Origin of the sequence: Helicobacter heilmannii, from assembly GCF_001283065.1 — a bacterium.
Lineage (GTDB): Bacteria > Campylobacterota > Campylobacteria > Campylobacterales > Helicobacteraceae > Helicobacter > Helicobacter heilmannii.
Genome location: NZ_CDMK01000001.1, coordinates 464,780 through 483,341, shown reverse-complemented (window position 1 = coordinate 483,341; position 18,562 = coordinate 464,780). Strand labels below are relative to the sequence as shown.

Genomic DNA, 18,562 nt, shown 5'->3' with positions numbered 1-18,562 from the left:
CAATTTTAGAGCCTTAAGGGATGTTCTTTATCCCTTGGGTTTATCCCTTGGGTTTATCCCTTGGGTTTAGGGGGGTTTGCTAGCGGGCACAAGGCCCGCATAATCCCCCCTATCTACAATACATCTCCACTTAATCCTCTAACTTTGCTCCCATTTTTTGATGTAAGGAAAACCTATGCGTTTACGCCCCTTTGTTTGTGCCCTCGGTCTTTTAAGTGTGTCTGCCCTTTATGCAGAGAACAGCGGAGCTTATGGAGAAGTGGGGTTTCAATACTCCAACATGACCAAAGCCTCCCAGCAAAGTGAGCAACAGCCCGCCCAGTCTCCACAGCCCCAAAATAACCCGCTTACAGCTGTGCAGCCCACTAATGGTGGTATCAGCCCAACCATCAGCAACAACACCATCCCCAACATGCCAAACAATCAATAAACCACAACTCTAAAGGACGAACTCATGAAAAAACCCAACTTTGTTAAAACAACCAAACCTGTTTTTAAAAAATGCTCCAAAGTCCCCCTAAGTTTAGCCTTAGCGGGGGTGTTCTTTGCACCGGGACTACAAGCCACAGAGGTCCAAAACCTTGATTTAGAAGAGATCGCTAAAAGTGGGCGTGGCCCCTTACTTGCCAGCCACGCTTTAGAGTTAGAGCCCATGATTTTTAAAGCTTCTGTTGCGGGTGTTAAGAGCACAAAAGATTCACAGACTTCACAGACGGACAATAAAGATGTAAAAGACGGGAATCAAGAAAATCAAAGCCAATCAGAGCAAGGTGAGGATCAGCAAGGAAGTAAAGGTCAACCACAAGCTCAAGGTCAACCACAAGCTAAAGGAGAGGGTCAAGGCGAACAAGGTCAACCCCAAAACAAGCCCCAACAACAGCTCACCCCCGCACAGCAAATGTAGCAAGACATCGCCACTTTAAGCAACAGCGCCGCCACAGCACAGGCTAAAGAGGCGGCTTACACCAACTATGTCAGCAGCCAAAACAGCTTTACAAGCCAAATCGAGAGCAACTTACTGGGCCAAGTGGGCAATGGCAACAATGTAGACAGCCAAATGTTGGTGAACCTTGTTTATGGGATGAATAGCTACTTCACAGGTTCGGTGAACAACAACGCCTCCATCATGCAAGATTTGCAAAGTGGCGGCTACATCAGCTCGAGCATTGCTAACAACTTCAATGCGGTGGTGTCTTCTCTTGACAGCCAACAAATCAACTTCTATCAAGTGCAACAAAGCCTAGATGGGCTCATCACGCAGGTGCAACAAGCCCGTGAAAATGTGCTTGCACAGCTTAACCCCAGCACCCCACTTGTGAGCACCGCTGCGGTGAGTGCCGAGTTGTCCAAAGCTGAAGCTTCGATACTCTTGGCGAAATTTGACTCGCCCAAAGCCGACTTGTCGGTGAATAACACCACCACAGCCAATCAAATCAACACGGCTGTGGGGCAATTAAACGCCTTGCTCGCCTACTTAAAAGCCACACGAACCAGCCTAGCCTCTTACATGAAGGACAATAAAGAGGTCACCACAGCTAGTGTACCTGCTAAGGGGGGCACTTACAACTTGCCCCCCAAAGCCAAAACGGCAACATGTATGGGGTGGACGCACAAATTGGGTATAAGCAGTTCTTTGGCAAAAGCAAACGCTGGGGCTTGCGCTACTACGGCACCTTTAGCTACCAGCACGGCTTGTTCTACTTGAACGACACCGCCGCTGTGGATAACTTCGTCTATGGGGCGGGGGTGGATGCTCTTTACAACTTCTATGAGAGCAAAGATGGCAAATACACCACAGGGCTCTTTGCAGGGTTGATGTTCACCGGCTCAACTTGGTTAGCTAAGGGGGCAGGCCAAACCATAGCAAGGATGCACGACTTTAACAACGCTGGGGGCAGCGCACACATGAACACCACCTACTTCCAGATCCCTTTAAACATTGGCTTTAGAACCAATGTCAGCAAACACCACGGGTTTGAGGTAGGTTTGCGTATCCCCCTTGCCACCAACTATTACTTTAAGGGCCATGTTGATGGCTACAGTGAAGCCATCACTTATAAACGCAATGTGTCTGTGTTCATCAACTATGTTTACAACTTCTAAAAGAGAAGTTGGTTTAAGGGCTTAAAGCTCTCGCCCCCAGCTGTGAGCCACGGGCTGGGGGTTTGTGAAAATGTGGCTTTTATCGGGGGGTTCGTGCCCTCCCCTCGCACACCACACCAAATTCCTTACACAAAAATTAAAAAAGGGCACACCACCCCTTTGTTTTCGTCTCCATCCTTTAAACCCCTTTTGGAGGTTGCTTTATAGGGAGGCCATAACCCCTATTTTTTTATACACGTTTAGTGGGTTGTTTGCCAAGTTTGGCTAGGATGAGGCTTTCAGTCTGTTATAAAGGTTACCATGCCTCCCATCTATATTTTGGACATCGAAACAGTGCCCAGTCTGCCCCTCATCGCCAAGCACTGCCCGGAGTGTGTCGCCAACATGCCTTTGCAGACTTGTGAAAATTTCTTTAACTGGTGTGAAAACAAGTATAAAACCCGCTTCCCGCCTTTATACATGCACCAAATTGTGAGCATTGCCTGTGTGATCGCCACGCCAGAGGGCTCGTTTAAAAGTGTGGGCAATTTTGGCAAGGGATGTAGCGATGAAAAAGCTTTGGTTGCTGACTTTTTGGCGTTTTTCAACAGACACCAGCCTAAACTGGTTACTTTTAACGGACGGGCGTTTGATCTACCCCTCTTGATGTTAAAAGCACTGGCATATAATCTCAATGCCCACACCTTTTACACCAGAGGGGACAAATGGGAGAACTACCGCTACCGCTACAGCGAAGAGTACCACACAGACTTGCTCGATAGCCTTGCACACTTTGGCCCGGCTAGAGGGCTTAATTTGGATGGGGTTTGTGCGGTGTGCAACTTACCGGGTAAGTTTGATGTGAGTGGGGATCAAGTCTACCAGCTTTACTACCAAGACCCCCCAGAACTTGAGCGCATCCATAGCTATTGCCAAAGCGATGTTTTGAACACTTATTGGCTCTATCTCAAATACCTCCTAAGCTGCGGCACTCTCTCAGAGGAGGGTTATTTAAGTACTCTACACGGGCTAAAAAGCAACCTGCCCGAGGGACAACCCTACACCCCCATTTTTTCTAAGGCCCTTGAGATCGAACTTACCCAAGAAATCCAAAAGGAAGACCATGTTTAAAAATTTACTCGCCTTAAGCCTTGTTGGTGCCCTTAGCACCTCTGCCCTTAGTGCCTCTGATTTGCAATTTAAAATCACCTACAAACCCCGCGGGGGCAAGGTGATCGGCAATATCCTAGACCGCACGATTTTAACGATCATTTCGCTTAACAGCGAAAGGGTGTTGATCAAAAAAGTGATCCCCAATCGGGGCGATTCGTGCGACATCGTGCGTAAGGTGGGGAATAACTTCAAGGAGAAGTTTGAAAAAGGCCCTCTTTTTAACCACACTTTAAAATATGGACAAAAGATCGCCTACCGCCTCAAATGCGACCCTTCGCAAGTTTTGGAAGTGCAGATTGTTACGGACAAGGGTACTTACGACAAGAAATTCACGAAGTAGTGTAAGTCTTTTAAGTTAGAAACAGCCTTTCGGGCTGTGAACAGCAAGCCTTTCGGGTTTGTGCCCCTTAGGACGCTCGGTTAGGAAGTTCCCTAACTTTAGAGGTGGTCCACTCTCAATCAGTATAAAGGGCTAAAACTCTTGATTGGGCACTAAAATGTTGCCATAGAAAAAGGTCTCATCGCTCCTTGTTTTAAGACATTAGGCAAATGCATAAAATTTTTTAGGTTTTTATGTGAAGCGTAGAGATATTTTGCATTTTTTATGCCATAACTCGCTCCGCCAATTTTAGAGCCTTAAGGGATGGTCTTTATCCCTTGGGTTTATCCCCTTGGGTTATAGGGGGTTTGTTGCGGGCTAAAGCCCACCAAACCCCCTATTCTACATACAACTCCGCTTGACCTCTGATTTTGCTCCATTTTATTTGTGAGAAGGTCTTGTGCGTTCATATCCCTTTATTTGTGCTTTCAGTCTTTTAAGTGTGTCTGCCCTTTTTGCAGAGAACAACGGCATTTATGGAGAAGTGGGATTTCAATATTCTAATATGACCCAAGCCACTAAAAGCCATGTAGGGCCACAAATGCAAAAAAATCCTTTTATCCTTACAAATGCGATAGCTCCCGTAGATGTGAATCAATATCTACCCCAAAACAATGGCAACAACAATAACAACGGCCAAAATCAAGGCAACTAGCAAGTCAGCTCATTAACTATCTACACTTTCATCACTCTAAGGAATACCAATGAAAAAACATGTAAAAAAACCTAGAACTTCTTTGAGTTCAGCTCTCTTGGCCAGCTTAAGTTTATCTAGCTTAAGTGGGGTGGATTTTGCCACAACAGGCTCTTCTGCAAGCGGATCAACATCTAATACAGCTAATGAAACCCAAGCCGCTGTTACTGTAAATTCTATTTCTAGATTGCTTGGCAGTTCTTATACGATCAATACCAGTGGTTATTCTTGGCAAAACACTGGCGCACCTGCCCCTATTTATAATAGTGTTAATGCCACAGCACCTTTAACTATTTCCAATACTCCTATAGGTGCAGGGACTTCTTTAAATCCTAATCTCACGAACTTTGCCCAAGATCTTGGTTGGACTATTGATTATAGTCTTTTTCCTAATCCAAGCCAGTTAACCCTTGGAGCAAAAAATAATCAACAGCTAGCCTATGGATTACTCTGTTCTCCTTTCAATTACACTTTTTTGTTCAACGCCTACACTACGCCACCATTTGCTTCTAGATCATCAGGGGTTTTTTATAGTAACTACACTATGGCTATCCAAGACATCATCCAGACCTACCAAAACCGCCTGAATTTTGATGGGGGGTAGGTACACCTGTTATACTCAATAAGAGTGTGGTTTTTGGTTCAAGCCCAACGACATTTTCTGTCCCCCAAACGCTTTATTTCAACCCCCCCTCATCCAACAATAACCAACCAACCGCCAATTTGACAACAGGTAAACTCAATACAAGTAGTCAAGGCGACCTGTCTCAAGCCAACAATGCTTTGAACGACATTTTTCAAGCTGTAAGTGGTCTGGTTAATTCTAGCCCTGCAACTTCTCTTTCTGCCAATAACAATCCTTTTTCAGCTTATTTAAAAGCTTTGCAACAAGATTTTCTTGGCACATCGACAACGAAAACCCAAACAGCACCTTCAGGGATCATCCAAACCATAGGCGAAACTCTAGCCACCGCTTATACGAATGCCACAAACAACACATTGAACGCCACAGGTTTAGGGGGTGCACTCTATAGCATTGATCAGTTGTTTAATTCCATCCATAACAAAACCTATACACAGAGCGGTTCACCAACCACAGACAACAATCCCCTTATTTATCAAAATGGCAATGGACAATACAAAGTTGATGCCAGTGACTTACAAGCTCTAAACACTCTAAGCAACATTAATGCAGATTTTGATTGCCAATTGGTGAGTAGTCAGGGCGTGCTTAACAAAAATTATACCGCCGCTGTTGATTTACTCACTGCTAATGCTAACCCAAGTGGGGTAGGCTCTCTTGTGCAAAAAAATGGAGTATATTGCCAACAGCATTCTCAACACCAGCACGAGTGCTATAGGCAACACACTCCCTCAAATACGGCTTCTTTAGATGTAGTTTTAACAGCTCTAGGCAAAATGTCGAGTGCTACAGACACATCGGGTTTACAGGGTTTAATCAACCCCAACAATTATGCCAATGTTTATCAAGACTACAAAAGTATTTCTTCTCAATTAAGCACCCTAGCAGATTATTTGGGGTTTTCAGGCTCCAATCATTTGGCCATGGCCTTTAATGCGGGTTTAGACTTGGGAATGCTTTCAGGAAAACTCCATACTTTAAATTCGGGTTATAACAATTTTAATGTAGGGGGTTTTGCAGGCAATAGTACATGGTACATTGTATAGTGACTTGCTTAATGGAAAGCTAAGCCAAATCCAACTCCAAGAACTCCACACCGCTTTAAATAACACAGGTAGCAAGCATGAAACCTTAGTACAAGTCATGGATAGCTTAAATTCTTTGTCTTTGGTTGCTGACAACTCTAGTAGCGTTGTCATCAATAATCCCACAGCAAGTATCTATGCTGGGACAAGTTCGTGGATCACACAAAGTCTTGCCAATCAACAAAGTTACAATCAACAAACTAATATGGGGAATTTAGTCCAAGCCCAAGCTTTGGGCAATGCCATCACTTATACAGCAAACGAACAAACTCTTTCTAGCATGGTTTCTAGCTCAACTTTGAGCTCTATTTTAAATGATGTGATCAATGAGACGGGGACAAACCATTGGTTTGGTAATAGTTATAGTGGGAATGGTGCGTCCACAAATTTGCAAGCTTTTTTCTCAATATTTTGCGTGCCACACAATATTCAGAAGGATCACTCAACAACTATCTAGGTAGCATCGGTCTAGGATCACAAGCAGCACAAAATCTAACCCCCACAGAAGCATTGGGGCTTTATTATTTTAACCAAGCCCTAACTTCAAGCAATGTATTGATCGCTGGGACACAAGCCGCATTGCAACAAGATTTAAGTACTGGTAATTACAATGGGGGCAATATCAATGCTTAATATCAATGCTTCAAGTTTAGACAATAAAGTGCAGACCAATTTATCAAGTGGCAGAAAACATCAACGCTCTACAAACCATAGATAGTGGTTCTAATGGAGAAAATACCCAATCGGGCAATAACTATAATAGTTCTCTCGCTTCTATGCTTGTAGGCAATGATGTCAGTATTCCCTAATATCTTAGTGCCGCCAATGCAGTTGTAAATAATCTCATGCAAGATTTTAGCCCTGTGATCAACGCTCAAGGTACAACCGTGGGTGGGACAATGACGAATAATGGGAATAATATCCTTAATAATTTTAGCACCCTTACAATATCAAATTTAAGCAAAATGGTGAGTGAATTAGGGACTTTTAATACCGCTGTGCAAGCTTTAGCTCAAACAGAAAACAATGGTGATGTTACAATCAATGGCAATAATGTGACTTGTGGTAGACAGCACATCAGCTTTAAGTCCTAATGGAATGAATCAAGCTAACCAACAGAATGCCACAGCTTATCTCAATACCCTTATTGGCGCAATAATACCACAATCTATAGTAGCAGTTCTTCTACAACAAATCCTGTCCAAACTGCAGCAAATGCTTTGAATACTTTAATGCAAAATCTAAACCCGAGCGATCAAAATGCCAGCGGAGCGATTGATCTCATTGAAGATTTAAACACCTACGCTCACAACAACACCTTGCTCGATACTTTAGTGGGTTCTAGCAACACCACCACCATTGACAACGATGTTCTTGCCTATGCCCAAAGTTTGCCCCTTTATCAAACCTTAATGGGATTAAAATCTGAGCAGGTGTCAGAACCGGGAGATGTACGCGTCCTGCAAAATCTTCTTAACCGCTACAACTACCTAACCACTCTGCAATCCAAAGCTAAATCCGTGCTTGCCAATAACCAACCCAGCCAAATCCCCACTGCTAGCTAGGGCATTAATGGATTTGTAAGACGAGGTGATCAAGGCACAAACGATTGCCTACCAACCAATATAACGAGGTGCTTCAACAGACACAATCGCAACTAGAAAACTACCAGTTTTCAATAGAAAGGATAAACATAATGAACTCCAAGAGAAAGCCAAGAAATTAGCCTTAACGATCGAGACTAAATTCAACTTTTGATTTCAAAGTTCGAAAATATACATGTCCCTGTTAATGGAGTGAGAGAAAAGAATGTGGCATTACAAACAGGATATAGGATGAGTAGTGGTGAAAGTTCTTGTTTTGATGGACCTCGTAGCGATTCGAGAGAAAACGATCACCAACTATCATGTTAATGTACTGAAGCTATGCGTTGAATGAATGATCATTTTAAAATGGTTTAACATAAGTTTAAACTTTCGTGTTAGTGTGTCTCGGTATTAAAAACAATGGATATGCGGTGGATATCGATTTCACAAGTTGCACGATAGACCCAGGCAAAGCTTGTGGCGGAGCAAATAGCAACAAGATCGCTATCGCTGGGCTTGGTTATGACCGGCTTTATATGTTAAAATTTCCACAAAAACCCACACTCGGTCGGTCTATTTCATTACACAAATGGATGCTTTAGCGAATTTGTTCCTACGCTCTATGTTGCGTGATAAGAGGGGTGAAAAACCTAATTATTTTTCGTTTCTCACCAACACGGACAACACGGATTGTTTAGAGGTAATCTTGCGTGTATGCCCTAAAATCAACATGGATACTATACAAGATATTGTCAATAAAACTTCATATACGACTTCATATACGACACACTTACACCAAGAGTTCTTGTCAAAGGTTTTAGAGGCACGAAAAACGAATATCTTGGATAAAGCCTATACACACGCACTCCAAATTTTGTTAGAAAAAGATGAAACAACCATCACCACAAAAGGACACCATAAATGACCCATCACACTCCAAAAGGAAAAATGACAAGAATGCGTTCCTGTATCTTTTTCTTATTGTTTGCTGTCCCTCTTGTTGCCGACCCTATGTTTTTCAAAAATTACACAGCTGACAATTTGCCACAAGCCCTTAATCTTAAGAAAAAACTCACAATCGATCCAAAGCCTTGTCGTGTTTTACAACCACAGAAAAAATATACACCCTATGGAGAAAGGAACATGAGTGGTTGTGCTCTAGCCTTCAAAAAGGACGCGCAACGAGCGTACGATTTATCTCTTGGATACAAGGTGACAGGGAAAAGGGACTATGTGGACAAAACAAAGGAAATCTTGCAAGCTTGGGCGACACATTTAAAAGATGTCACGACCCTACAAGGATCGGACGACATTAATTTTTATCTCCCCTTGATGCACATGGCGTTTTTGAATATTGCCGACAACAACAATGACCTTTCTTTCACAATGAGCTACAACGACTTCACAACACATATGTTAAATTTCTCTCAAGCTACCAAAAACACCAACCATGGGGCTTGGGGGATATTGTTGAACACGACAAGTGCCCTAGTGCTCCAAGACAACACCATTCTTAACACAAGTGCTGATCTGTGGCACAAATGGATCATGAACAATATTGACAAAGATGGGATCATCGGTAGTGTCATTGCGCGCAGTGATACAAGCAATTATACGGGGGGAGCACATAAAGGGATCAAAGGACTGGCCTATACAAACTTCACCCTTTTGGCGTTGAGTGTAGCAGGCGAATTGTTGCACGAACAAGGATTCAAGACATTCACAGACGATGAGATTAAAAATAGGTTGGGAGCAGCCTATCACCAAATCGCATCGTGGATCAATGACCCTACGACTTTTATTTATTACCAGCCTGGATTAAGGGGGGTTCACAACAATGCCTACTTTTTGTTATTATCCCTCTACTATGACGATCCCATTGCAAATTCTCTCATCAAAACAGGTCCACTTAAAGAAGATCCATTCAGACTGAAAGAGAGAAAGGACATCCGTCCAACAGAGTCATCAGAGTCGAGTCGTCAGAGTCTTTAGAATCTAGAGTCAGACTGAGTTTTTGTTTTTCTGATCATTTTTATATTTTTTTTGGACAAAAACATCAACTTTTCCAAATTCGGGATGGCAGTGATTATGGTGTCATTCCATAAGATTGTCTCCTTTGATCCCGTTTTTCTTGGCAATCCCTTCAAAACATTTTGTGCCACCAATATTTTTTCAAGGATTCGGATGAACATTGTGTCATTGATGGCAAAATCACCTTTAATATCGTTAAATAGTTCCAAAGACGAGGGAATCCTTAGGTGTGAACTAAAGGGCATGGTGTTGTTTAGAAAAACCGATTGGGGTTGGTGTGATGTCAAAAACTGGGCTAAAAAACCATTGGCAACTGTTCCGTCTTTGGATAAGCCATCCCCATCGATCCGGACCAATGTCTTTGAAACAGCCGTAAAGTTCTGTGAGGAATAGTGGGTGTTCTGTCAATGGCAAAATAGGGTTGATGCCAAAACCCTCTACCAGCCACTTAGGATCGTATTGGAATTGATAATTTTCCTTCACCCCCCGCGCCCAAATATCCAATGTTCCTACGGTTTTGTCCTCACAACAGATCAGGACTTTGTGAGGGGCGTGTTTGTTAGAATCTTGGGAGTCATATTTGTTTGTACTTTCTTGCACGCCCTGCCCCCACACCCTCATAGTAACAGGATTGTGTGCAATGCCTTTGAAAATAACCGCTGTCATTGATACCACCTAATGTTTTATCTTATACATTCTCACCATTTTTAAACTTCATTTAAAATCCCTTCTTTTTCTTTAAGGTTTCAAGCCTCTAAAACCCCCTCATTTTTTACTTAGAAATGACTTAAATTCAGCGATTTTTAAGTATTAAATCGAGTCGATTTTTGGCCAAAATCCGTGCAAAATGTCGTGTAAAATCTTCAAAAATGGGGGTTTTTTTAAGCAAAAATTGGATTTTACACAGCTTTTTGACATTTTACACGCCCTATTTTAGGGGCTTCGTGATGAGGCAACATACTTACAAGGCGTGTGCGCATGTGGTTTGGTGGGCTTCGCACGATTCGCCAAACGATTGGCGTGTGGTGGCGAAACTATGCATTTCGTTCGTCTGGTCGCTAACGCTGGGAGAAGACCACCACAAAGCACCGCCAGCACAACCATGAAACTTAAATTTAAAATTTTCAAAAATTCAAAAAATTTGAGAGTGAAAAATTGATAATAGTCATTATTTGCGTTTTCAATGGGTGTAAATCAACAACTTTAACTGAGTAGTGTGTATCCTATTTTCATAAAATTGCAGAATATGAGCCTTCTAAGTGGCAATGAGGTTTTGTGCTTTTTGTGTGGTTTCACACTGGGACAAAACCCCTTAAAGTCCCTTGTGGTAGTAGTTCGTGGTTGTTTGAGACATATATATTATCTTATTTATGTTGAGTGTCACACAATAAGGGGTTTTGAAGGGCGTTTTTTAAATATTTCTAAAAGCTTATAAATCGCCATATAGCTTAAGCCCTTAGAACGCAAGATAGGGATGTGGTCCAGGCGTGGATCAAATTGCGGGATTTCTTAACCGCCCCTTTTGCCAACCTAGCTTGACACCCTTAACCTTTAAGGCTTGCAGTCTAAGCCCTAGTGCGCTTGCTAATGAGTGTGTGCTTGGTCTCGGCTAAATAAGCATAAATGGCTAGAAGTGACTTGGAAGTGGCGAAATTAACATTAGAAAGCTAGGCTATCTAATGAAAGTAAAAGACACTTCCTTTTTGTCTAACTCTAAAAGCAAATGAATGATTTCTTGCATGGTGCGCCCGATACGGCTAATCTTAAGTGACAATGAGGGTGTCGCCCTTTTGTAGCTTGGCTTTCAATTCTTCAATGCGCCTTTTGGCTTGGGTTTTAGTACTGCTCATTTCAATGGCAATGGTTTCATCAATTTTTAGCTCAAGCTTTTTGGCATGCATTTCTATGGCGTGGCCTGGCTATGCATGTCCTGTTTGTCGGTAGAAACACGGATATAGGCAACAACCACCACTAAACCCCCTTAATCGTTTAATGATGTCTTGGCTTCTTTCTCTTAGCATGGTTTCGCCCGCTTGTAACCATTTTGTTCAGGGATATTATATTACGAGTGGCGTGTAAAAGTGAAGTTTTTTGGCCTTTCTAATGGGGCGATGTGGTGGGGGCGCGCCACTTATTTAATCTGTGTGTCAAAATTAATGTCTAAAGCACTATCCACACTTGCAAAGAAAGCGGGGATGTTGTCTAGCTCATTTGTGCTCATTTGCCCCAAAAACGCCATGTCATTGTCAAAAATCGGGGCGGGTTTAGTAAGTGTGTTTGTGGTGTTGTCTAGAGCAACATTCCAAAATTGCCTGAGTGACGGTCTGTGTTAAACACCAAGGCATCAAAGAGCAATAAATCTTCTATAAACTCTTGCCCCAACCTGGGCCAATATACAAGGCGAGCTTTGGGGTCGTGTTGCAAGTACTGGTATGTTGGGTAGTCATACACTCTAAGATAGGCACAAAGCCGATTTGCTCGCTTGTGAAAAGCTTGCAAGTGCAAACAATTTCGCTATATTGTTTATCTACACTTTTTAAGCATGCCATTTGTGGTGAGTTCTGGGGAGGGTTGTGGCCACTTGTTGCTAATTTGGTTTTTGCGCTTTGCCCTGTGAGTGCAGTTAAGCTTACAGCTGTATTAAGGGGTTATCGTAGAGATTAAAGTTTTGCCATAGGTAGTCGCTCCCACTTGGCACAATCTAAAAGTTGTCGTTGAGCGATAAAGCAAACCCCACTTTAGTGTAAGATAGGGTGTCGTTGATGTCAACGCCTAGGGTATTAAGGATTTCCCGGACATGGATTGGCGGTGTTTAGGGATTTGGCGTGCTTTAATCCATTTGATTAGGTGTTCTTTTAAATTTTGTTTGCTTGCACTTTGAAGGCTTATGGGGAGCAGGTGGGGGAACTAGCACTTCAAGCGTGGTGATGTCTAATTTTTTTATGCTTGATCCACATTAAATCTTAATATGTTGATGTTTTTGCTTTTTAGAATGGATTTTTACACCAAAAGTCTTTTTTGAATATGACTCTAAGATATTACTATAAGAGCATTAAGAGCATTTTAGCAATGGTTAAAGGCTGTTTAAAAGACAGATAACCGAGGTTTAGTGCCATAATATGCATATTATTAAATTTTCAATTTAAGTATTTTAAAAGTATATTATATATATAACATGAGAGATTTAATTTAAGAGGGTGTGCTGTGCTTTTAAATGCTGTTATAGAAAAAGATGAGGACGGGTATTTTGCTTTTGTTCCCTCTTTGCAAGGCTGTGTATCACAAGGGGGAAGCTACGAAGAAGCTCTAAGAAATATTAAAGAAGCCATAGAGCTTTATTTGGAAACTTTAGAGGCTGATGAGCTAGTCTTTCTCTCTAAGAAAAATTCCGTTATAGTGCCTATTGAGGTGGCTTTAAATGCCTGAACTGCCGCGCCTCACAGCAAAAGAAGCAGAAAAGCTATTATTGCAAAATTGGTTTATCTTTTCCAGGCAAAAAGGTAGCCATAGGATTTACTTAAAGGTAAGGTCAGGTAGGTTTTACCTTACCATGCGGGTGAAATTTTGCATCCTAAAATAGTGAAAGAAATTATGGAAAACATCCTTAAATGAAGTCAAAAGAAGTCTTAAAGATTTTAAAAATATCCCGTGTTACTCTTTGGAAGTATGTTAAAAGTGGTAAGATACGAGTCCAACAAGAGCCTAATGGTTACTACAAGTATAATGCCGAGGACGTTTATAAAATTGCTGGTATAGAGGACGGAAGGCTGAATGTGATTTATGCTAGAGTGAGCACTAAGAAGCAGAAACAGGACTTAAAGAATCAAATAGAAAACTGTATTTCTTTTCTAAATGCTAAAGGAATATCTGTAGATAATATCTATTCTGACATTAAAAGCGGAATGACTTTAGATCGCAAGGGATTTATGGAGCTCCTTAACGATGTGATGAGATTTAAAGTTAAGGCTGTCTATGTCTCTTATAAAGACCGATTAGCTAGACTGAGCTATGATTTAGTAGAAAAATTGTTTACTGACTATGGGACTAAAATCGTTGTCATTAACCAATGCGAATCTAAAAGTTTAGAACAGGAGCTATTTGAGGACATTATGCAGGTCATCCATTCTTTTTCTATGAAGATGTATTCTAAACGAAGGATTGCCAAGAAGCTTTTGATTGAAAGTAGGGCAAAGCAGGAACTCATAGACGCGATTAATGGGGATTTTGATGACTCTCACTGAACGCCATATCATCAAACCCGCACATCCAAGTTTTAAGCGTATTAAAGACTTTTGCCATCTATCCAAAAATCTTTATAACTACGCTAATTTCATTCTAAGAGAACATTACTTTGCAGGCTTTAAGTTGCCTACCGCTTATGATCTCATTAACCGCTTTGTCAAAGAAAACCAAAGAGATTACAGGGCTTTACCCGCCCAAAGTGCACAACAGGTGTTAATGCTTTTGTCCCAAAATTGGAAAAGCTACCTGCAAGCCATTAAGGCTTATAAGAAAAAACCCTCTAGTTTTTTTGCCCCTCCAAGAATCCCTAAATTCAAGCCTAAAGATGGCGTTGCTGTAGGGGTGTTTACAAACCAGCAAATCCAACTGACAAAAGGAGCTTTAAGTAAAATTAAATTCCCCCAAAAGGCTAATTTAAAAAGGCTCATCACAAAGATAAATCCCCAAACTTCTAGGCTAAAGCAAGTGCGCTTAATTCCTAAAACCACTTGCTTTATCGTGGAAGTTATCTACGAACAAACCACACAATTCCACTCCTTGTAGGCTATGTGCTGATTGGAGCAACTTTTAGGGTGTTGGTACAACAAGAGGGGTATAGCGTGTAGTTTGCATGGTATATTAGCGTGTTCATTTATGCTGGGCCGTGCAGTTTTTAGTGGTGGGATTGTTAGCAGCACATGTGAGTTGCTAAATGTCTTTTTAAGTTGTTTTGCTTAATGTCCCGCCAAGTCTGTTATGTGGTTTCAATGCTAGAGCCTTTTTCAGGTATGGGAAGACGGGTGTTTTGCATGATACACACCTTTGACGCTTGAATCTGATTTCACTGCCAACATAGGCAATATTACGATGAATGCATTGAAATAAAACATGAATTTTTAGATAAAACCCCTACCTAGTTGAAATCCAGGGATATTTTAATCGCAAAGGATACGCAATGACACACACACACTGATAAATGTTGCCACAATCACGAAGGGCATGCACAACACGAAGAAAACCACCATCACCATTGTTGTGGAAACTATCACCACCATCATGGGGATGAACATCACCATCACCATGGACATGAAGGACACCGAGACTAATTTCTATCTCCCGGCTATGCCGGGGCATCCTAAGCATCTGCAGTTTGTTGTCTATTGGAGTGGCGCGTGCAGTGGCCATGAATAATGATCCGCGTCGCAAAATAATGATACTAAAACTACCAAAACGCAATCATTTTAATAAAACTTTTTAACCACTATAAAATGGTCGACAGAATAATAATTTGTAATCGATTGGATACTATTTAAAGTATACCTTGATAAAAAGAAACGGGCTTTTCAACAAAGATGGGTAAAATAGTTTCAAATTAGTACACTTCACAAATAATCTTAAACAAGGTAAAAGGGATTTTAGTCTACCATTTCGCAGTGTTTCTAACTTGAGGAGTTAGTCATGTGTACCAAGCACATCCCTCTCATTATCTCCCCTCCCGGTGCCATTCTAAACGGTTTATCAGCTTCAGCAGTCAAAAGCAATAACACAAAAGTTAGGGCTTAATGCTACGGGGTAAAAAAATTGCCTCTACCAAAGTAAGCAATGCAAGATACAACTTCTTTTTCATTGGGCAAGTGAATTGTCGCGTTGTGGTTGCTCACCATCTTACTGATGTCAGCCACCTCTTGCTCTTTATATGTAACAGTAAGGAATCTGTCAGTGCATGGATGAATTAGTCAACAAAGGTCTGCGCGTAATGCTGAACGAAAAGCTTAAATTGTCTATAGATACGATGAGCTTTGTCCTCTCCAAATGCGATCAAAATGCCCCTACTCTAGAAGCTAAAAAGCAGATGATTGACCGCTTGCTCAAGGGCTTTCGCTTTGAGAAAGACCACTCGAGTTATTTTTTCGTCTATGATCTCTACACTACTGTCTCTACGGGCAACCCCAAGTTTCATGTGGGCGCAAATATGGAAATTTTTCATAATAAAAATGGGGTGTATAATGTGGGCATCTCCAATTTACGGGGCGGATTTTTACAGCCAGCCAACAATATCAACACTTTGCAAAAGAACATCGTAAACTCGCCCCAGCACTCCCTAGATGCCGCACACGCCCTCCACCAAGGGACCAACGCCCTTGATGAAACCACTTCTAGCCTTCAAGTGGTGGCTGATGACATGAGAAAACTAGCCGAGCGCACCCAAAAATCTTTGGACGAAATTGAGGCTAACACCTCCACACTCACAGAGTTCATCAACCGAACTGCCCTTGTGATCGAGGATTGGAGCGAAAACATCGCCCAAATCAACACGGCGATGGGTTCTTTAGAAAAAACGATGGCACACAACACCCAAATAGCCCAAACTTCCTCCACCATTAGTCAGAATGTCCAACGTATTTCCCAAAACATCTTAGAGAAGCTAACAGCAAGAAGTTCTCGAAATATCAATCACTATGGCTCAGGTCTATGCCCTTTAAAGCTTAGGCTGGGTTGTGTCTAGTGTTCGTATTGATGGCATATACCAAACCCGTAATTAACCTATGCAAAAACGGAGGACATTCATGTCGTTTCTTAAAAACCTCAAACTAGGCTCAAAAATAGCTTTAACCATTTCTTCGATTTTTGCTTTATCATTTGTGGTCTTAGGGGTGTACTGCATCAATGAGATCACAAATGTATTGATTAAGGGCGAAAACGACGCAGTGAAAGCCCGTGCCATAAACCAAGCCACAAATATCTCTTTAGAACTTAAAGGTGTTAAGGAAACTTTGAAGAATTATGCCAGTTATTTTTCAGGAGATGGCTATATGTTCATTAAAAACTCGAGTGGGACAGAAATTTTAGATAATGTCCGCAAGCTATGTGCCCATAGTGAATTTGTGCGCGGGGCGTTCTTGGTTTTGCTTAAAAACAATAAACCCGCATCCAGTTATGGAGTTGTCCAAAAACACGATCAAAGCTTAGTTGTGCAAACTAACAACCTAGCTGTTTTAAACTCTAATATCGTGTCTCAAGTGATTCAAACACAAACCATAAGCCGGACCAACAGTAATCTAACAACCTTGCCTGGGGAGAGTGTGTATTTTGGTTTTACCATAGCCGCCCCTATTTTTGACAACCAACACCACTTAAGAGCAATTGTTGCCCTCTTTGTGAGTCTTGATTATATCCAAGAACACTACTTCCCCCAAAATACAGAGGACAATGGATTTTTGGTGGGATCTGGCGATCGCGTTTTTGCCATTAACCGCGACCACAGCTTGCAAGGGCAATCCTTCACAAAAATCATGCAAGCCAAAGATGCACAAGTCGTTGTGGATTTTAGAAGAAATGGGCGGCCAGGGCAAAATCTTATCACCTCTTTTTACTCCGATGTTTTGCACAAAGACATCATCTTATCTTTGCATATCTTTAAACCTTATAGCCAACTCATGAAGCACAATTGGGTGGTGGGTTCAGTCATCACAAAAAAGGAGGTCTACAGCCGTGTGCGCCATGTACAGTTTGCAATCTTTGCCATTGCGTTTGTATCTCTCATCATAACCATTGTTGTTATCATTTTTTACATCCGTTCGCAAATCGTGGCTCGTATCAATAGAGTGGTGGCCACACTCAACAGCTTTTTTAGACTGCTCAATCACGAAGAAAATGTCCAGTTAGAAATCTATCACTCAACCCAAAAAGATGAAATTGGCCGGATGTTAGACTCCATAAATTTCAACATCACTAAGATACAACAAGTTTTCTACGAAGACAATGCCGCAGTTATAGAAACCACACAATTAGCCCTAGATGTCCAACAGGGCATCATTGTCGCCAAAGCGGCACAAAACAAGGCAAGCACGCCAAAACTCTCAGAGCTCATCAAGGTTACACACACGATGGTAAAGAGCCTAGAAAAGGGCGTGGGTTCGAATTTGAATCAAATCTTATCTGTGGTGCATGCCTACCAAAATTTAGACTTCACGCCCCAAATCACAAACCCCAATGGAGATATTGAAGTTTCCATTAACCAGCTAGGTTCTGAAATCATCAGCATGTTAAATACCTCCCTAGTCTTTGCCAACCAACTCAACACCAAAGCCCTAGATTTAAGACAAAGCATGGAAAAACTCTCCTCTAGCTCGACTAAACAATCTGCTGAAATAAAACAAGCCACGCAGAACATTGACGGCATCACGCAAAACATTGCCGATGTGAGCGCAAAGAGCGATGAGATGATCACCCAAAGCCAAGATATTAAGAGCATTATAGAGATTATAGGAGGTATTGCCGATCAAACGAACTTATTAGCCTTAAACGCCTCCATTGAAGCCGCACGGGCAGGTAAGCATGGACGGGGCTTTGCTGTGGTCGCCGATGAAGTGAGAAAACTAGCTGAGCGCACCCAAAAATCTTTGGGCGAAATTGAAAGTAACATCAATGTGTTGGTGCAAAGCATTGCCAACAACTCCCAAGCCATTAAGGCGCAAGCCTCCGCTGTGCTAGACATCAACAAAGCGATGGGGGAATTTGATGCAAACTTGACACACAATTTAAAAATCGCTCAGAATTGCTTAGGCATCAGTCAAGAGATCGAACACATTGCTAGCGATATTTTAAAAGACACGAGCAAGAAGAAGTTTTAGCGGGGACTAATGCTGTTGACCCCCCCCAAAAAAA

The 18,562-nt window shown here is 41.9% G+C and carries 21 protein-coding genes and 1 pseudogene; 20 read left to right on the top strand and 2 right to left on the bottom strand.

The window, feature by feature from the left end:
- Positions 1–175: 175 nt before the first annotated feature.
- From AOG36_RS02390 to AOG36_RS02325, 13 genes are all read left to right on the top strand, one after another.
- Positions 176–430, top strand: a complete 255-nt coding sequence (locus tag AOG36_RS02390) for a hypothetical protein (RefSeq protein WP_015106227.1) — start codon at positions 176–178, stop codon at positions 428–430.
- Between the two features lie 24 nt (positions 431–454).
- The gene (locus tag AOG36_RS02385; protein ID WP_015106226.1) at positions 455–904 is read left to right on the top strand and encodes a hypothetical protein; all 450 of its coding nucleotides are present in this window, start codon (positions 455–457) and stop codon (positions 902–904) included.
- Positions 905–1,027: 123 nt separating this feature from the next.
- A complete protein-coding gene (locus AOG36_RS02380; RefSeq protein ID WP_015106225.1) occupies positions 1,028–1,705 on the top strand; it encodes a hypothetical protein in 678 nt (225 codons plus the stop codon).
- Positions 1,657–2,103, top strand: coding sequence for an outer membrane protein (locus tag AOG36_RS02375; RefSeq protein ID WP_231850678.1), 447 nt, complete (start codon positions 1,657–1,659; stop codon positions 2,101–2,103). The genes AOG36_RS02380 and AOG36_RS02375 overlap by 49 nt, the downstream gene beginning before the upstream one ends.
- 300 nt (positions 2,104–2,403) lie before the next feature.
- Entirely contained in the window at positions 2,404–3,213 is an 810-nt protein-coding gene (locus tag AOG36_RS02370; RefSeq protein WP_015106220.1) for a 3'-5' exonuclease, read from the top strand.
- The gene (locus AOG36_RS02365; RefSeq protein WP_015106219.1) at positions 3,206–3,595 is read left to right on the top strand and encodes a hypothetical protein; all 390 of its coding nucleotides are present in this window, start codon (positions 3,206–3,208) and stop codon (positions 3,593–3,595) included. The genes AOG36_RS02370 and AOG36_RS02365 overlap by 8 nt, the downstream gene beginning before the upstream one ends.
- A 743-nt stretch (positions 3,596–4,338) precedes the next feature.
- The gene (locus AOG36_RS02355) at positions 4,339–4,932 is read left to right on the top strand and encodes a hypothetical protein (protein WP_053825428.1); all 594 of its coding nucleotides are present in this window, start codon (positions 4,339–4,341) and stop codon (positions 4,930–4,932) included.
- 26 nt (positions 4,933–4,958) lie between these two features.
- On the top strand, positions 4,959–6,017 hold the full coding sequence (locus tag AOG36_RS02350; RefSeq protein ID WP_015106216.1) for a hypothetical protein: 1,059 nt from the start codon (positions 4,959–4,961) through the stop codon (positions 6,015–6,017).
- Positions 5,986–6,513 (top strand): hypothetical protein, encoded by a 528-nt coding sequence (locus AOG36_RS02345; protein WP_129593181.1) that lies wholly within the window; start codon positions 5,986–5,988, stop codon positions 6,511–6,513. Before AOG36_RS02350 ends, AOG36_RS02345 begins: the two co-directional genes overlap by 32 nt.
- Positions 6,514–6,901: 388 nt before the next feature.
- On the top strand, positions 6,902–7,150 hold the full coding sequence (locus tag AOG36_RS02340; protein ID WP_015106214.1) for a hypothetical protein: 249 nt from the start codon (positions 6,902–6,904) through the stop codon (positions 7,148–7,150).
- Positions 7,151–7,288: 138 nt separating this feature from the next.
- The gene (locus AOG36_RS02335) at positions 7,289–7,621 is read left to right on the top strand and encodes a hypothetical protein (protein ID WP_015106213.1); all 333 of its coding nucleotides are present in this window, start codon (positions 7,289–7,291) and stop codon (positions 7,619–7,621) included.
- 646 nt (positions 7,622–8,267) lie between these two features.
- Positions 8,268–8,567, top strand: a complete 300-nt coding sequence (locus AOG36_RS02330) for a HipA domain-containing protein (RefSeq protein WP_129593179.1) — start codon at positions 8,268–8,270, stop codon at positions 8,565–8,567.
- On the top strand, positions 8,564–9,634 hold the full coding sequence (locus AOG36_RS02325; RefSeq protein ID WP_015106211.1) for an alginate lyase family protein: 1,071 nt from the start codon (positions 8,564–8,566) through the stop codon (positions 9,632–9,634). The genes AOG36_RS02330 and AOG36_RS02325 overlap by 4 nt, the downstream gene beginning before the upstream one ends.
- A 273-nt stretch (positions 9,635–9,907) precedes the next feature.
- Here AOG36_RS02325 and AOG36_RS02315 read toward each other — a convergent pair whose 3' ends face one another.
- Complete coding sequence (locus tag AOG36_RS02315; protein ID WP_053825422.1) at positions 9,908–10,339, bottom strand: HipA N-terminal domain-containing protein; 432 nt, start codon at positions 10,337–10,339, stop codon at positions 9,908–9,910.
- Between the two features lie 1,097 nt (positions 10,340–11,436).
- Positions 11,437–11,574 carry a hypothetical protein gene (locus tag AOG36_RS08940; RefSeq protein ID WP_015106208.1) on the bottom strand — a complete coding sequence of 46 codons (138 nt, stop codon included), beginning with the start codon at positions 11,572–11,574 and terminating at the stop codon, positions 11,437–11,439.
- Between the two features lie 1,303 nt (positions 11,575–12,877).
- On the opposite strand from AOG36_RS08940, the gene AOG36_RS02305 reads away from it, so the two are divergent.
- The 7 genes and pseudogenes from AOG36_RS02305 to AOG36_RS09210 all read left to right on the top strand — a co-directional run bounded on the left by AOG36_RS02305 (position 12,878) and on the right by AOG36_RS09210 (position 18,528).
- Entirely contained in the window at positions 12,878–13,099 is a 222-nt protein-coding gene (locus AOG36_RS02305) for a type II toxin-antitoxin system HicB family antitoxin (protein WP_015106205.1), read from the top strand.
- Positions 13,092–13,285, top strand: a pseudogene (locus AOG36_RS08150) (type II toxin-antitoxin system HicA family toxin). Before AOG36_RS02305 ends, AOG36_RS08150 begins: the two are co-directional and overlap by 8 nt.
- A complete protein-coding gene (locus tag AOG36_RS02300) occupies positions 13,282–13,914 on the top strand; it encodes an IS607 family transposase (RefSeq protein WP_129593178.1) in 633 nt (210 codons plus the stop codon). Before AOG36_RS08150 ends, AOG36_RS02300 begins: the two are co-directional and overlap by 4 nt.
- Entirely contained in the window at positions 13,901–14,458 is a 558-nt protein-coding gene (locus AOG36_RS02295) for a Mobile element protein (protein WP_015106203.1), read from the top strand. Before AOG36_RS02300 ends, AOG36_RS02295 begins: the two co-directional genes overlap by 14 nt.
- Positions 14,459–14,893: 435 nt before the next feature.
- Positions 14,894–15,085, top strand: coding sequence for a hypothetical protein (locus tag AOG36_RS02290; RefSeq protein ID WP_015106202.1), 192 nt, complete (start codon positions 14,894–14,896; stop codon positions 15,083–15,085).
- Between the two features lie 532 nt (positions 15,086–15,617).
- The gene (locus AOG36_RS02285) at positions 15,618–16,400 is read left to right on the top strand and encodes a hypothetical protein (protein ID WP_231850677.1); all 783 of its coding nucleotides are present in this window, start codon (positions 15,618–15,620) and stop codon (positions 16,398–16,400) included.
- A 61-nt stretch (positions 16,401–16,461) separates the two neighbouring features.
- A complete protein-coding gene (locus tag AOG36_RS09210; RefSeq protein ID WP_015106199.1) occupies positions 16,462–18,528 on the top strand; it encodes a methyl-accepting chemotaxis protein in 2,067 nt (688 codons plus the stop codon).
- Positions 18,529–18,562: the final 34 nt, after the last annotated feature.

What these genes read in the sequence shown, in the direction of transcription:
- AOG36_RS02295 (WP_015106203.1), top strand. Translation starts at nt 13,901, where the DNA reads ATGACTCTCACTGAACGCCATATCATCAAACCCGCACATCCAAGTTTT.
- AOG36_RS02290 (WP_015106202.1), top strand. Translation starts at nt 14,894, where the DNA reads ATGCACAACACGAAGAAAACCACCATCACCATTGTTGTGGAAACTATC.
- AOG36_RS08940 (WP_015106208.1), bottom strand. Translation starts at nt 11,574, where the DNA reads ATGCATGCCAAAAAGCTTGAGCTAAAAATTGATGAAACCATTGCCATT.
- AOG36_RS02390 (WP_015106227.1), top strand. Translation starts at nt 176, where the DNA reads ATGCGTTTACGCCCCTTTGTTTGTGCCCTCGGTCTTTTAAGTGTGTCT.
- AOG36_RS02285 (WP_231850677.1), top strand. Translation starts at nt 15,618, where the DNA reads ATGGATGAATTAGTCAACAAAGGTCTGCGCGTAATGCTGAACGAAAAG.
- AOG36_RS02370 (WP_015106220.1), top strand. Translation starts at nt 2,404, where the DNA reads ATGCCTCCCATCTATATTTTGGACATCGAAACAGTGCCCAGTCTGCCC.
- AOG36_RS02325 (WP_015106211.1), top strand. Translation starts at nt 8,564, where the DNA reads ATGACCCATCACACTCCAAAAGGAAAAATGACAAGAATGCGTTCCTGT.
- AOG36_RS09210 (WP_015106199.1), top strand. Translation starts at nt 16,462, where the DNA reads ATGTCGTTTCTTAAAAACCTCAAACTAGGCTCAAAAATAGCTTTAACC.
- AOG36_RS02335 (WP_015106213.1), top strand. Translation starts at nt 7,289, where the DNA reads ATGCAAAATCTAAACCCGAGCGATCAAAATGCCAGCGGAGCGATTGAT.
- AOG36_RS02315 (WP_053825422.1), bottom strand. Translation starts at nt 10,339, where the DNA reads ATGACAGCGGTTATTTTCAAAGGCATTGCACACAATCCTGTTACTATG.
- AOG36_RS02385 (WP_015106226.1), top strand. Translation starts at nt 455, where the DNA reads ATGAAAAAACCCAACTTTGTTAAAACAACCAAACCTGTTTTTAAAAAA.
- AOG36_RS02365 (WP_015106219.1), top strand. Translation starts at nt 3,206, where the DNA reads ATGTTTAAAAATTTACTCGCCTTAAGCCTTGTTGGTGCCCTTAGCACC.
- AOG36_RS02340 (WP_015106214.1), top strand. Translation starts at nt 6,902, where the DNA reads ATGCAAGATTTTAGCCCTGTGATCAACGCTCAAGGTACAACCGTGGGT.
- AOG36_RS02355 (WP_053825428.1), top strand. Translation starts at nt 4,339, where the DNA reads ATGAAAAAACATGTAAAAAAACCTAGAACTTCTTTGAGTTCAGCTCTC.
- AOG36_RS02300 (WP_129593178.1), top strand. Translation starts at nt 13,282, where the DNA reads ATGAAGTCAAAAGAAGTCTTAAAGATTTTAAAAATATCCCGTGTTACT.